Source organism: Streptomyces sp. NPDC058964, assembly GCF_042741275.1.
Taxonomy (GTDB): domain Bacteria; phylum Actinomycetota; class Actinomycetes; order Streptomycetales; family Streptomycetaceae; genus Streptomyces.
Map to the genome: position 1 here is coordinate 1 of NZ_JBHYKH010000221.1, position 13,987 is coordinate 13,987.

Sequence of the window (13,987 nt, forward strand, 5' to 3'; positions counted from 1 at the left end):
ACCCCACACAACAACAAACACCCCAAAACACTTTTTTAATGATACGGCTAACACCGAGATATAAACTTGAAGTGTAGTAGGAAGCGTAAGCGGTGTATAAGAGACATGTGTGGGCCGGCGTGGAGCGGGAGGCCGTCGAACAGGGTGCCGTGTTCGACGCGCGGCAGGCCGAGCTCGTGGCCCGGGCCGAGGCCGCGCTGTACGAGGCGACGCGTGAGGTCGGTGAGGCGGAGGAGGCGGCGCGGCGGTGCCAGGAGGAGGCAAGCGAGCGTGCGGCCGGGATCCTCGCCGAGGCGGAGGTGCGGGCGGACCGCATCGCGCGGGAGACCGAGCGCGTGCTGCGGGAGCACGGGGAGCGGTGGGACGACGTGCGGGCGCACATGGATCACATGCGCAACAGCCTGACGTCGCTGACCGGGCGGGCCGCGCTGGAGTGAGCGGGGCGCGGCCCGGTCGCCTCGGAGAACCTCGGCTCCCCCCGCGCCTCACTTCCCCCTGCGCACGGCTCCCGCCAGGATCCACCCCTCCACCGCCTCGTAGTGCCGGCGCTGTTCCTCCGCCTTGCTCCGGCCGGAGGCCACGGTCCCCAGCCAGCCGAAGAGGAAGCCCGCCGGGATCGAGACGATGCCGGTCGTCGTGAACGGGAACCAGTTGAAGTCGGCTTCGGGGAAGGCCGAGATCGGGGAGCCGGAGACCAGGTTGGTGCCCGGCATCAGGATCAGCACGGCGAGGGAGCCGCCGATCAGGGTGCAGATCAGTCCTGTTCGGGTGTAGCGCCGCCAGAAGAGGCTGTAGACCAGGGCGGGGGCGATGGCGGAGGCGCCGAGGCAGAACGAGAGGGTCACCAGGGGCTGCAGACTGCGGTGCTGGACCAGGGTGGCCAGCAGGATGGTCGGGGCGCCGATCGCCAGGGCGGAGAACCGGGCCACGGTCATCTCGCGGCGGGCGGACATCTCCCGCACGCGGGCGGCGAACACGTCGTGGGCCAGGGAGTTGGCGCAGGCCAGGATCATTCCGGCGACGGAGGCCAGGAGGGTCAGGAAGAGCGCCGTCGTCACCGTGGTGAACAGGATCGTCTCCGCGCCCGTCACGTCGGGGCCGAACGCCGCCCGTGAGCCGAGCAGGTACGCCGTGTTGCCCTGCGGGTCGGCCGCGGCGATCGCCGCCCTGCCGATCAGGGCGGTCGCTCCGAAGCCGACGACCGTGATGACCAGGACGAACAGGGCGACGCTCGACACCGCCCAGGACATCGAGCGGCGCACCTGAGGGGCGCTGGACGCGGTGTACATGCGCATGGTGACGTGCGGCAGGCAGGCGCCGCCCACGACGATCGTCAGTTCGGACGTGATCATGTCCAGGCGGGGGCTGGTGCCGCCCGTGAACTGGAGCCCCGAGTGCAGGAAGGCCGGTCCGGCCCCGCTCTGTCCGGCCGCGGCGTCGAACAGGGCGCCGGGGTCCCAGTCGAAGCGGCGCAGGATCAGTACGGCGATCAGGGCGCCCGAGCCGAGGAGCATGACGATCTTCACGATCTGGATGAGGGCGGTGCCCTTCATGCCGCCGATCGCCGCGTAGCTGATCATCAGCGCGCCCAGGCCGATCACGCAGCCCGTCTTCAGGGACTCGTTGGAGAAGCCGAGGATGAACGCCATCAGCTGCCCGGTGCCGGCGAGCTGCACCAGCATCAGCGGCAGGAGCGCGGCGATGGTCACGGCGCAGGCGGTGGCGCGGACGCAGCGGCTGGGCATGCGGCGGGTCAGGGCGTCGCCCATGGTGAACCGGCCCGCGTTGCGCAGGGGTTCGGCCAGCAGGAACATCATCAGCATCAGGGACAGGGCCGTGCTCAGGGCGAGCACGATTCCGTCGTATCCGCACAGCGCGATCACACCGCCGGTGCCGAGGACGGTGGCCGCCGAGATGTAGTCGCCCGCGACGGCCAGGCCGTTGCGCATGGGGGACAGGGAGCCGTAGCCGGTGTAGAACTCGTCGAGGTCGTCGCGGTCGGGGCCCGTCATCACGCACAGCAGCAGGGTGATGGTGGCGACGGCGGAGAAGGCGACCAGGGACATCGCCTGCGCGGCGCCGCTGAATCCCGTGACCCCGTTCATCGCACCGCCCCCCGCCTGGCATCCAGCTCGGCCTGCCTGCGGATGCGGTCCGCGATCGGGTCGACATGGCGGCGCGCGGTGTGCTCGTACAGGGCGATCGCCAGCCAGGTGACCGGCAGCTGGATGAGGGCGAGCAGCAGGCCGGCGGGGATGCCGTCGGTGACGGTGCTGGTCATGAAGTCCGGTGCGATCGCGGACAGGACGAGGAACAGCGTGAAGTAGCCGAGGGCGGTGAGTGTGGCGGTGCGCCGCTGCCAGCGGTAGGCGCTGCGCAGGATCCGCAGGTCGCTGTGGTGGCCGAGGGGTGCGTGGTGGGGCTGGGGGCGGGGGCGGGGCGGTTCGGAGGCCGGCGGTTGCCAGGGGTAGGTGAGGTGCGGCGGGGACGGTGGGTACGGGTCGTAGGACATCCCGTGCTCCTTGCGTGGCTCGGGTCCGTGGCGGCGGACCGCAGGGAGGTGGGGGGTGCGAACACCGCACGCTACTCGCAGGTACCGGGGCGCGCGGCCTTTTCACCAAACTGGACGGTCGGTATGCGCTTGCTGTCCGGCAACCGCTGTGACCAGGGGTGTTACCCGCGTTAACTCGGACTTTTTCAGTCCTTGAGCACGGGGAAGCGGCGCGGCGCCACGAACAGCAGCACCAGGAACGCCAGCCCCGCCGCGCACGCCGCCCCCAGATACACCGCGTGCACCGCGTCGGCGATCGCGTGCCGCGTGGCCTCCGGCGCCGTACCGGCGTCCAGGGCCCGGGTCACCGAGTCCAGGTCGCCCGCGCCGCCCAGCCGCGCGGCCAGCACGCCGTTGGCGACCGCGCCGAACACGGCGGCGCCGACGGTCTGCCCGGTCTGCCGGCAGAACAGCACGGACGCCGTGGTGGTGCCGCGCTCCGCCCACCCCACCGTCGACTGGACACCGACGATGAGGGGCAGCTGGAACAGGCCGAGCGCCCCGCCCAGCAGCAGCATCAGCAGCGTCGGCTGCCAGGCCGCGCCCGGGTACGGCAGGAACGGGAACGCGAACAGGATCAGCGCGGCCGTGCCGATGCCGAGCATCGCGGTGTCACGGAAGCCGATGCGCCGGTAGACGTGCTGGCTGAGCGCGGCCGACACCGGCCAGCTCAGCGTCCACACGGACAGCACGAACCCCGCGGCCACGGGGGCGAGGCCGAGCACCGACTGCGCGTACGTCGGCAGAAACACCGAGGGCGCCACCATCAGCAGGCCCAGCGCACCCAGCGCCAGATTGACCGCCGCGATCGTACGGCGCCGCCACACCCACCCGGGGATGATCGGCTCCGCCGCCCGCCGCTCCACCCTCACCACGACGCCGGCCAGCGCCAGCCCGGTGGCGAACAGCGCGAGCGAGGGCGCGGACAGCCACGCCCACGCCACCCCGCCCTGCACCAGGGCCGTGAGCAGCGCCCCGCCGCACGCGAACACCGCCAGCGCGCCCGCCCAGTCGACGCGCGGGGCGGAGCGCGGCTCGCGCACCGGCTCGTGCAGATGGCGGACGACCAGCCAGAGCGCGGCCGACCCTATGGGCACGTTGACCAGGAAGATCCAGCGCCAGTCCGCGTACGCCGCCAGCACCCCGCCGATCCCCGGACCGGCGACCGCCGACACCGCCCACACCGTGGACAGCTTGGACTGGATCTTCGGGCGCTCCTCGAGCGGGTAGAGGTCGGCGGCCAGGGTCTGCACCGTGCCCTGCAGCGCCCCGCCGCCCAGGCCCTGTACCACGCGGAACGCGATCAGCGCCCCCATGTTCCACGCGGCCGCGCACAGCATCGAGCCGAGCAGGAACACGGCCGCGCCCGCCACCAGGACCGGCTTGCGGCCGAAGGTGTCGGAGAGCTTGCCGTACACGGGAAGAGTCACGGTGACGGCGAGCAGATAGCCGGAGAAGAGCCAGGAGAAGACGGAGAACCCGCCGAGGTCGCCGACGATCTGCGGTACGGCCGTGGAGACGACGGTGGAGTCCAGCGCGGCCAGCGCCATCGCGAGCATCAGGGCCGCGACGACCGCACCCCGCCGGGCGGGCACGGTGTGCTCGGCGGCGCCCCGTGTCGCCGGTCTCGTACCGTCCACCAGGATCCCCTCCCCGCCGTCCATCCGTTGTGTTCCCTGTGCAACTATCCGCTCCGGGACAGCTTCCCACTTGCACCTGACGCGACGGGAGGGTGGAGGCTGTGTGGGCCGCTGGGTGGACCCGACCCCTAGAGGAACTCCACCCGGCGGTGGACGGCCCCTAGGGGTCTCTCCGTACTACGGCTCGGGGAGGGTTCGTACCCCTGGAGGAGGAGATGGCCCCCCGGCCGTCCTTAACCTGGCTTTACGCCGCCGGGGGGCGGTTGTCCGAACCGGCAGGGGTGGGGTTTTCCCCCGCACAAGACGGGGCTTCGCACCAGCGCGCCGCACCCCCGCCGGCCACGAGACTCGTCCACGTACCGCTTCGTCGCATCACCACGAACGACCGGCGCCGCACCTCGCGCCGCCCATCCGCTCACCGATATAGGAGACTTACCGTGACATCGGCTGTGACCATTCCCAGGCACGGGGGCACTGGAGGGCCTACGGCCGTTGCCGCAAGGGCGCGGCAGGTCGTCAAGGCGTACGGGTCGGGGGAGACCCGTGTCGTCGCCCTCGACCACGTCGACGTGGACATCGCCCGCGGCCAGTTCACCGCGATCATGGGCCCGTCGGGCTCCGGCAAGTCCACCCTGATGCACTGCCTCGCCGGACTCGACACCGTCACCGGCGGCCAGATCTACCTGGACGAGACCGAGATCACCGGCCTGAAGGACAAGAAGCTCACCCAGCTGCGCCGGGACCGCATCGGGTTCATCTTCCAGGCGTTCAACCTGCTGCCTACGCTGAACGCGCTGGAGAACATCACGCTGCCCATGGACATCGCGGGCCGCAAGCCGGACAAGGCGTGGCTGGACCGGGTCGTGGAGACCGTCGGCCTGGCCGGGCGGCTCAAGCACCGGCCGACCCAGCTGTCCGGCGGCCAGCAGCAGCGTGTCGCCGTGGCCCGCGCGCTGGCCGCCCGCCCGGAGATCATCTTCGGTGACGAGCCCACCGGAAACCTCGACTCGCGTGCGGGCGCCGAGGTGCTGGGCTTCCTGCGCCGCTCCGTCGACGAACTGGGCCAGACCATCGTGATGGTCACCCACGACCCGGTGGCCGCCTCCTACGCGGACCGGGTGCTGTACCTCGCCGACGGCCGGATCGTCGACGAGATGTACCAGCCGACGGCCGACCAGGTCCTGGACCGCATGAAGGACTTCGACGCCCGGGGACGTACGTCATGACCGTCCTGAAGACCTCGATGCGCAACTTCTTCGCGCACAAGGGGCGCATGGCGCTGTCGGCGATCGCGGTGCTGCTGTCGGTGGCGTTCGTGTGCGGCACGCTGGTGTTCACCGACACCATGAACACGACGTTCGACAAGCTGTTCTCGGTGACCGCCTCCGACGTCACCGTCTCCCCCAAGGGCGCGAAGAGCGACGAAACCCCGCAGAACGGCGTGCCGCTGTCCGTGCCCGCCGCCACGCTGGCGAAGGTGCGCACCGCGGACGGCGTCAAGTCGGCCGAGGGTGCCGTCAGTTCGATGAACGTGACCGTCGTGGACGGCGACAACGAGAACATGGGCTCCAGCACCGGCGCGCCCACCATCGCCGGCAACTGGACGAGGAACGATCTGCGGTCCATGGAGATCACCTCCGGGCACGCCCCGCGCGGGCCGACCGAGGTGATGGTCGACGCGGACACCGCCGACAAGCACCACCTCGAGCTCGGGGACACCCTGCGCACCATCGCGCAGACCGGTGACCTCAAGGCCAGGATCGTCGGCATCGCCACCTTCAAGGTGACCAACCCCGGCGCCGCGGTCGTCTACTTCGACACCGCCACCGCCCAGCGCGAGCTGCTCGGCGCCACCGGCCGGTTCACGCAGATCAACGTCACCGCCGCGGCCGGCGTCTCCGACGCGCGGCTCAAGCGGAACGTCGCGCAGACGCTCGGCGCCGGGACCTACAAGTTCCAGACCGCCAAGGAGAACGCCGACGAGAACCGCAAGGGCGTCGGCCAGATCATGAACGTCATCAAGTACGCCATGCTCGGCTTCGCCGGGATCGCGTTCCTGGTGGGCATCTTCCTGATCGTCAACACCTTCTCGATGCTCGTCGCCCAGCGCACCCGCGAGATCGGCCTGATGCGGGCGATCGGCTCGTCCCGCAAGCAGGTCAACCGGTCGGTGCTGGTCGAGGCGCTGCTGCTCGGCTTCGTCGGCTCGATCCTGGGCGTCGGCGCCGGTGTCGGCATCGCCGTCGGACTGATGAAGATCATGGGCTCGATGGGCATGGACCTGTCCACCCGGGACCTGACCGTCAAGACCACCACCCCCGTGGCCGGGCTGGTCCTCGGCGTGGTCGTCACCGTCCTCGCCGCCTACCTCCCGGCCCGCCGCGCCGGAAAGGTCTCCCCGATGGCCGCGCTGCGCGACGCCGGCACACCGGCCGACGGCAGGGCCGGCTGGGTCCGGGCCCTGATCGGCCTGGTCCTCACCGGAGCCGGCGCCGCCGCCCTGTTCGCCGCCGCCGCGGCGAAGAAGGCGAGCGACGGCTCCCTCGTCCTCGGCGCGGGCATCGTCCTCTCCCTCATCGGCTTCGTCATCATCGGCCCGCTGCTGGCCGGCGGGGTGGTCCGGGTGATCAGCGCGGTGCTGCTGCGGGCCTTCGGCCCGGTCGGCCGGATGGCCGAGCGCAACGCCCTGCGCAACCCGCGGCGTACCGGTGCCACCGGCGCCGCGCTGATGATCGGTCTGGCCCTGGTCGCCTGCCTGTCGGTGGTCGGCTCCTCCATGGTCGCCTCCGCCACCCGCGAGCTCGACAAGTCGGTCGGCGCGGACTACATCGTCACGGGCAGGCAGCTGATCGTCCCGCAGGCCGAGCGGGCCATGGAGCGGACGCCGGGCCTCGCCCACGTCACCCGCTACAAGGAGCTCGGCGCCACGCTGACCGCGCCCGACGGCAAGGCCGACGACAAGGGGATCACGGCGGCCGACCCGTCGTACTCCGACGACCTGCGCCGCACCACCACCGAGGGCACCCTGAAGAACGCCTACGGCGCGGATGCCATGTCGGTCGGCAGCGACTACGCCAAGAAGCACGGCGTGCACGTCGGCGACACCATCACCGTCGCCTTCAAGGGCGGCCGTACGGCGAAGCTCAAGGTCGCCGCCGTCACCGACGACGACACGGCGCTCGACAAGGGCGCGCGCTACACGAGCATCGCGACCATCCAGAAGTACGTTCCGAAGAGCCAGATCCCGTCCAATGTGATCATGTTCGCCAAGGCCAAGGACGGCCAGGAGAAGCAGGCGTACGCGGCCCTGAAGAAGTCGATGAAGAAGTACCCGCAGTACCAGGTCAGGGACCAGACCGACTACAAGCAGGAACTGAAGGACCAGATCGGTCAGCTCCTGAACATGGTCTACGGCCTGCTCGCCCTGGCGATCATCGTCGCGGTCCTCGGTGTGGTGAACACCCTGGCCCTGTCGGTGGTCGAGCGGACGAGGGAGATCGGCCTGATGCGGGCCATCGGCCTCTCCCGCCGCCAGCTGCGTCGCATGATCCGGCTGGAGTCGGTGGTCATCGCCCTCTTCGGCGCTCTCCTGGGCCTGGGCCTGGGCATGGGCTGGGGCGCGACCGCCCAGAAGCTCCTCGCCCTGGAGGGCCTGAACGTCCTGGAGATCCCCTGGCCGACGATCACCGCGGTCTTCATCGGCTCGGCCTTCGTGGGCCTGTTCGCGGCACTGGTCCCGGCGTTCCGGGCGGGGCGGATGAACGTACTGAACGCGATCGCGACGGACTGACGGACTGACGGACTGACGGATTGACGGACCCGAGGGTCCACAGCCACCGCACACGGGGGTTGCGGGGGAAAGCCCGGTGCCGGGGAGTCTTGGGGGCCTTCCCGGCACCGGGCATGTACATGTGCTCGAACGACTCCGATCGGCGATCCCGGCCCGCCCGGCCTTCGACGACGAGGCCGTCCAGGCCGAAGCGGGGGCCTTGGGGCGGCAGCCCCCAAGGACGGCCACCTCCCCGCACGGCACGAGAACCGGCGTTGTCCACAGCCCCCGGCACGGGCGAGCGCGGCGTCGTAGGCTGGAGACCCCCCGGCCGTGACACGCGTCGGGTCATTCGTGTTGCCCACCCCCCGGACGGAAGCCCCCTCCATGAGCCTGCACGGTCTGCTCGACGCCGTCGTCAAGGACGCCGCACTCGCGGAAGCGATCAAGGCGGCCGAGGACGGCAACCGTATGCACGTCGACCTGGTCGGCCCCCCGGCGGCCCGCCCCTTCGCCATCGCAGCCCTGGCCCGCGAGGCCGGCCGGCCGGTGCTGGCGGTGACGGCGACGGGCCGGGAGGCCGAGGACCTGGCCGCCGCCCTGCGCTCGCTGCTGCCCTCCGAGGGCGTCGTCGAGTACCCCTCCTGGGAGACCCTTCCGCACGAGCGGCTCAGCCCGCGCAGCGACACCGTCGGCCGCCGCCTCGCCGTGCTGCGCCGCCTCGCCCACCCCCGGCCCGACGACCCGGAGACCGGCCCGCTCTCCGTCGTCGTCGCGCCCGTGCGATCGGTGCTCCAGCCGCAGGTCAAGGGCCTCGGCGACCTGGAACCGGTGTCCCTGAGGACCGGGCAGACCGCCGACCTGAACAACATCGTCGAAGCCCTCGCGGCCGCCGCGTACTCCCGCGTCGAGCTGGTCGAGAAGCGCGGCGAGTTCGCCGTGCGCGGCGGCATCCTCGACGTGTTCCCGCCCACCGAGGAACACCCCCTGCGCATCGAGTTCTGGGGCGACGACGTCGAGGAGATCCGCTACTTCAAGGTCGCCGACCAGCGGTCCCTGGAGATCGCCGAGCACGGCCTGTGGGCGCCGCCCTGCCGTGAACTCCTGCTGACGGAGGACGTACGGGCACGCGCGCGTGCCCTCGCCGAGGAACACCCGGAGCTGGGCGAGCTGCTCGGCAGGATCGCCGAGGGCATCGCGGTCGAGGGCATGGAGTCCCTGGCCCCCGTCCTGGTCGACGACATGGAGCTGCTCATCGACGTGCTCCCCAAGGGCGCGATGGCCATCGTGTGCGACCCGGAGCGGGTACGCACGCGTGCCGCGGATCTGGTGGCGACGAGCCAGGAGTTCCTGCAGGCCTCCTGGGCGGCCACCGCGGGCGGCGGCGAGGCACCCATCGACGTCGGCGCGGCCTCCCTGTGGTCCATTGCGGACGTCCGCGACCGGGCGCGCGAGCTGGACATGATGTGGTGGTCGGTGTCGCCGTTCGCCGCAGACCTCGAACTCGAGGCGGACACGCTCAAGCTCGGCATGCACGCCCCCGAGACCTATCGCGGCGACACCGCGCGGGCCCTCGCCGACACCAAGGGCTGGCTGGCCGACAGCTGGCGCACGGTCTTCGTGACCGAGGGCCACGGCCCTGCGGCCCGCACGGTCGAGGTGCTGGGCGGCGAGGGCATCGCCGCCCGCCTCGACGTCGACCTCCGGGAGCTGAGAACGTCCGTCGTCCACGTCTCCTGCGGCTCGATCGACTACGGCTTCGTCGACCCGGCGCTCAGGCTCGCCGTCCTGACGGAGACCGACCTGTCGGGCCAGAAGGCGGCCGGCCGGGACGGCGCCCGCATGCCCGCCCGCCGGCGCAAGACCATCGACCCGCTCACCCTGGAAGCGGGCGACTACATCGTCCACGAGCAGCACGGCGTCGGCCGCTACATCGAGATGGTGCAGCGCACCGTCCAGGGCGCCACGCGCGAGTACCTCGTCGTCGAGTACGCGCCCGCCAAGCGCGGCCAGCCCGGTGACCGGCTCTACATCCCCACCGACCAGCTGGAGCAGATCACCAAGTACGTCGGCGGCGAGGCACCCACCCTGCACCGCCTCGGCGGCGCGGACTGGACGAAGACCAAGGCGCGCGCCAAGAAGGCCGTCAAGGAGATCGCCGCCGACCTGATCAAGCTCTACAGTGCGCGGATGGCGGCCCCCGGGCACACCTTCGGCGCCGACACCCCCTGGCAGCGGGAGCTGGAGGACGCCTTCCCCTACGCCGAGACGCCCGACCAGCTGACGACCATCGCCGAGGTCAAGGAGGACATGGAGAAGTCGGTCCCGATGGACCGTCTGATCTGCGGCGACGTCGGCTACGGCAAGACCGAGATCGCGGTCCGGGCCGCCTTCAAGGCGGTGCAGGACGGCAAGCAGGTCGCGGTCCTCGTCCCGACCACCCTGCTGGTGCAGCAGCACTTCGGGACCTTCAGCGAGCGGTACGCGCAGTTCCCGGTCAACGTGCGCGCCCTGTCCCGCTTCCAGACCGACACCGAGGCGAAGGCCGTCCTGGAGGGCCTCAAGGACGGCGCGGTGGACGTGGTCATCGGCACGCACCGGCTGTTCTCCTCGGAGACGAAGTTCAAGGACCTCGGCCTGGTCGTCGTCGACGAGGAGCAGCGCTTCGGCGTCGAGCACAAGGAGCAGCTGAAGAAGCTCCGCGCGAACGTCGACGTCCTGACCATGTCCGCGACCCCGATCCCCAGAACCCTGGAGATGGCGGTCACCGGCATCCGCGAGATGTCGACGATCACCACCCCGCCGGAGGAGCGCCACCCGGTGCTCACCTTCGTCGGCCCGTACGAGGAGAAGCAGATCGGCGCGGCCATCCGCCGCGAACTGCTCCGCGAGGGCCAGGTCTTCTACATCCACAACCGGGTCGAGTCGATCGACCGCGCGGCCGCCCGGCTGCGCGAGATCGTCCCCGAGGCGCGCATCGCCACCGCCCACGGCCAGATGTCGGAGTCCGCGCTGGAACAGGTGGTCGTCGACTTCTGGGAGAAGAAGTTCGACGTCCTGGTGTCCACCACGATCGTCGAATCCGGCATCGACATCTCCAACGCCAACACCCTGATCGTCGAACGCGGCGACACCTTCGGCCTCTCCCAGCTGCACCAGCTGCGCGGACGCGTCGGCCGGGGCCGGGAGCGCGGCTACGCCTACTTCCTGTACCCGCCGGAGAAGCCCCTGACCGAGACCGCCCACGAGCGGCTCGCGACCATCGCCCAGCACACGGAGATGGGCGCGGGCATGTACGTGGCGATGAAGGACCTGGAGATCCGCGGCGCCGGAAACCTGCTCGGCGGCGAGCAGTCGGGGCACATCGCGGGCGTCGGCTTCGACCTGTACGTCCGCATGGTCGGCGAGGCGGTCGCGGACTACCGCCGGCAGCTGGAGACGGGCGGGATCGAGGAGGAACCGCCGCTCGAGGTCAAGATCGAGCTGCCCGTCGACGCGCACGTCCCGCACGACTACGCGCCGGGCGAGCGGCTGCGTCTCCAGGCGTACCGGGCCATCGCCTCCGCCAACACGGAGGAGGACATCAAGGCCGTACGGGAGGAACTCGTCGACCGCTACGGCAAGTTGCCCGAGCCGGTGGAGAACCTGCTCCTGGTGGCCGGCCTGCGTATGCTCGCCCGCGCCTGCGGGGTCGGCGAGATCGTGTTGCAGGGCACCAACATCCGCTTCGCCCCGGTGGAGTTGCGCGAGTCGCAGGAGCTGCGGCTCAAGCGGCTGTACCCGGGGACGGTCATCAAGCCGGCCGTGCACCAGGTGCTGGTGCCGCGCCCGAAGACCGCGAAGGTGGGCGGCAAGCCGCTGGTCGGGCGGGAACTGCTGGGCTGGGTAGGGGAGTTCCTGGCCTCGATCCTGGGTTCCTGACGGAGCGGGGCGCGGGCGGTGCGGATCGGAGAGCCGGTGGCGGCCGGGGCGCCGGGTGCGCGCCCGCGGCACCACGGGCAGGCCGGCCCGATCGCCTCCGGGCGCGCCGCCACCGGCTGTCGCGTGCACGGGGCCGGCGCGGTCGTCCGGGTCCGCAACATCCGGCAGCTGCTGGAGTCCGGGCCGGCCCTGGACGACGTACGGGTGTTCCTGCCCTGCCTGGACGGCGGCGTCACCGCCGGGCGCGTCTCGGCGAAGGGGGTGCGCGTCGCCCTGGACCGGCCGGCCGTGACCGACGCGCGGATCGCCGCGCAGACGGCGGAGCGGGACCGGCTGACGGCGGCGCTGCGCGAGCTGGGCGGGGCCGGCCCGTGAACCCGGTCAGGTGACCACCGCTCCGCCGTCCACGGGGAGGACCGCGCCGGGCACGAAGGAGGCCTGCGGCTGAGGTCGGCCCGGTGATGGGCCGGGCCACCTCCTCACGGGTCGCGAACACGCGTTGGGGCCCGAGGCGATCCTGTCAGTGTCAAGCTGTGAGTCGTCGTCAACCGATCCCGGACGCGGTGAGGAGTCAGTCATGTCTGAGCACGTCGGCAAGGCCGTCGAGGGCGAGACGGTGCCGGACGGCGGAGTCGAGCCGGCCCGCGCGCGACAGCTCTGGCACCTGCTGGAACCGCTGCACGCGGTCCTCTACTACGCGCCGGAGGCCTTCGAGGAGGCCGCCGCGCTCGGATTCGGCACCGCCGAGCGCTGGCCCAGCTACTTCCCCTTCCGTGCCGCGCCGTTGGGAGCGGTCGGCACCGAACGGGTGGCCTCGGCCTTCTACAGCTTCAGCCCCCGCATGGTCGCCGAGCACATCGACCCGGCATGGAAGACCGCCACTCCGGAGGCGGTCCTCGATGCCAGGGTCCGGGCGGGGGGGGCGGGGGGGCGCCGCCGTCGCCGCGCCCCCCCCCGCGCCCCCCGGGGCGCGCGCCCCCCGCCCTCGAAGAGGTCCGCGTGCCGGTCGACGAGGAAGCCCGCCCCCAGCTCGCCGGTGTCCTCCTCGTCCGCGACGAACGCCATCACGATGTCGCGCGCCGGCCTCACCCCGCGGCGCGCCCAGGACCGGGCGGTCGCGAGCATCATCGCGTCCATGTCCTTCATGTCCAGCGCCCCGCGACCGAGGATCGCACCGTCGCGTATCTCCCCGCAGAACGGGTCGAAGCTCCAGTCGGCGGGCTCGGCCGGAACCACGTCGAGGTGGCCGTGGACCAACAGGGCCGGGGCGTCGCGGTCCTCGCCGGGGATGCGGACCACCGTGCTGGCCCGGCCCGGCGCCGACTCCAGCACGACCGGCTCGTAGCCGGACTCGGCGAGCAGCGAGGCGGTCCACTCGGCCGCCTCCCGCTCACCGCGGGAGTCGCCACCGCCGTAGTTGCTGGTGTCGAAACGGATCAACCGGGCGCACAACTCGGTGACTTCGGAGATCAGAGCGGCGTCCTCGGCGGGGGACAGAGCGCCGCCGCCCTGACACAGGGAAGGGTCGTTCATGGGAAGGAACCACATGCTTTCCCGGCGGCAGGAGGCGAGGACGGGGCCTCTGCCGTCGTTGGCTCAGCGAGACAGGCTCGCGAAACGGGGAACAGGCGGGACGGGGCAGGGAGAGGGGCACTCACCGTGCGGGCGGATGCGCGTGCCCGGGTACGGCGGGTAAGCCGGACGGGTCCGTTGCGCCGGCATCGGGTCCCGGGAGGTCCGGCGCGCCCTCCGCCCCGCCCGCGGCCGCGACGGGCGGCGTCGCTCCCAGGCCGTAGCTGCCCAAGGAGCGGAAGAGCTCCGCCCGGCGCCGGCTGCGCCGGGCGGCCCCCTTGGCGCCCGCGGCGGCCAGCGCCGCCAGCACATGGGCCGCCGCCGCCACCGCCGTCGGGGAGTGGTGCGGCGACTCGCTGCGGGTGTCCACCGCCAGGACGTGCGAGGCGAAGGAACACACCGGACTGGTGTAGCTGTCGGTCAACGCGATCACCGAGGCGCCCAGCTCATGGAACTCCCGGGCCACGTCCACCGTCAGTCGGCTGTAGTTGCGGAAGCTGAACACGACCAGGACGTCGTCCGCGTGCGCGTCGC

Annotated in this window: 9 protein-coding genes and 2 pseudogenes; 6 read left to right on the forward strand and 5 right to left on the reverse strand. The window is 71.6% G+C overall.

Annotated features, from left to right (window positions below; all coding sequences use genetic code 11):
- The first annotated feature begins 92 nt into the window (after positions 1 to 92).
- Positions 93 to 437 (forward strand): hypothetical protein, encoded by a 345-nt coding sequence (locus ACFW2E_RS25170; protein ID WP_384469340.1) that lies wholly within the window; start codon positions 93 to 95, stop codon positions 435 to 437.
- 48 nt (positions 438 to 485) lie between these two features.
- Here ACFW2E_RS25170 and ACFW2E_RS25175 read toward each other — a convergent pair whose 3' ends face one another.
- The 3 genes from ACFW2E_RS25175 to ACFW2E_RS25185 all read right to left on the reverse strand — a co-directional run bounded on the left by ACFW2E_RS25175 (position 486) and on the right by ACFW2E_RS25185 (position 4,191).
- The gene (locus ACFW2E_RS25175; RefSeq protein WP_384469341.1) at positions 486 to 2,105 is read right to left on the reverse strand and encodes a cation acetate symporter; all 1,620 of its coding nucleotides are present in this window, start codon (positions 2,103 to 2,105) and stop codon (positions 486 to 488) included.
- Positions 2,102 to 2,512, reverse strand: a complete 411-nt coding sequence (locus ACFW2E_RS25180) for a DUF485 domain-containing protein (RefSeq protein WP_384469342.1) — start codon at positions 2,510 to 2,512, stop codon at positions 2,102 to 2,104. The genes ACFW2E_RS25175 and ACFW2E_RS25180 overlap by 4 nt, the downstream gene beginning before the upstream one ends.
- A gap of 185 nt (positions 2,513 to 2,697) precedes the next feature.
- Positions 2,698 to 4,191 (reverse strand): MFS transporter, encoded by a 1,494-nt coding sequence (locus tag ACFW2E_RS25185; RefSeq protein ID WP_384469348.1) that lies wholly within the window; start codon positions 4,189 to 4,191, stop codon positions 2,698 to 2,700.
- Positions 4,192 to 4,628: 437 nt separating this feature from the next.
- Between ACFW2E_RS25185 and ACFW2E_RS25190 the strand changes: the two genes are divergently transcribed.
- The 5 genes and pseudogenes from ACFW2E_RS25190 to ACFW2E_RS25210 form a co-directional block, all read left to right on the forward strand.
- Positions 4,629 to 5,417 (forward strand): ABC transporter ATP-binding protein, encoded by a 789-nt coding sequence (locus ACFW2E_RS25190; RefSeq protein ID WP_384469343.1) that lies wholly within the window; start codon positions 4,629 to 4,631, stop codon positions 5,415 to 5,417.
- Complete coding sequence (locus ACFW2E_RS25195) at positions 5,414 to 7,981, forward strand: ABC transporter permease (protein ID WP_384469344.1); 2,568 nt, start codon at positions 5,414 to 5,416, stop codon at positions 7,979 to 7,981. The genes ACFW2E_RS25190 and ACFW2E_RS25195 overlap by 4 nt, the downstream gene beginning before the upstream one ends.
- Before the next feature lie 366 nt (positions 7,982 to 8,347).
- Positions 8,348 to 11,881 carry a transcription-repair coupling factor gene (gene mfd / locus ACFW2E_RS25200; RefSeq protein WP_384469345.1) on the forward strand — a complete coding sequence of 1,178 codons (3,534 nt, stop codon included), beginning with the start codon at positions 8,348 to 8,350 and terminating at the stop codon, positions 11,879 to 11,881.
- 18 nt (positions 11,882 to 11,899) lie between these two features.
- Positions 11,900 to 12,256: a MerR family transcriptional regulator gene (locus tag ACFW2E_RS25205; protein ID WP_384469346.1), complete on the forward strand. Its 357-nt coding sequence runs from the start codon at positions 11,900 to 11,902 to the stop codon at positions 12,254 to 12,256.
- Positions 12,257 to 12,548: 292 nt separating this feature from the next.
- Positions 12,549 to 12,794 (forward strand): annotated as a pseudogene (locus ACFW2E_RS25210) (hypothetical protein); the annotation flags it as partial.
- Positions 12,795 to 12,862: 68 nt separating this feature from the next.
- Here ACFW2E_RS25210 and ACFW2E_RS25215 read toward each other — a convergent pair.
- Together ACFW2E_RS25215 and ACFW2E_RS25220 are read right to left on the reverse strand one after the other, a co-directional pair.
- Positions 12,863 to 13,414: pseudogene (locus ACFW2E_RS25215) on the reverse strand (M20/M25/M40 family metallo-hydrolase); the annotation flags it as partial.
- 121 nt (positions 13,415 to 13,535) lie between these two features.
- Positions 13,536 to 13,987, reverse strand: a 452-nt coding sequence (locus ACFW2E_RS25220) for a MurR/RpiR family transcriptional regulator (protein ID WP_384469347.1), incomplete at its 5' end; no start/stop codon positions are given.

What these genes read in the sequence shown, in the direction of transcription:
- ACFW2E_RS25175 (WP_384469341.1), bottom strand. Translation starts at nt 2,105, where the DNA reads ATGAACGGGGTCACGGGATTCAGCGGCGCCGCGCAGGCGATGTCCCTG.
- ACFW2E_RS25180 (WP_384469342.1), bottom strand. Translation starts at nt 2,512, where the DNA reads ATGTCCTACGACCCGTACCCACCGTCCCCGCCGCACCTCACCTACCCC.
- ACFW2E_RS25195 (WP_384469344.1), top strand. Translation starts at nt 5,414, where the DNA reads ATGACCGTCCTGAAGACCTCGATGCGCAACTTCTTCGCGCACAAGGGG.
- mfd (WP_384469345.1), top strand. Translation starts at nt 8,348, where the DNA reads ATGAGCCTGCACGGTCTGCTCGACGCCGTCGTCAAGGACGCCGCACTC.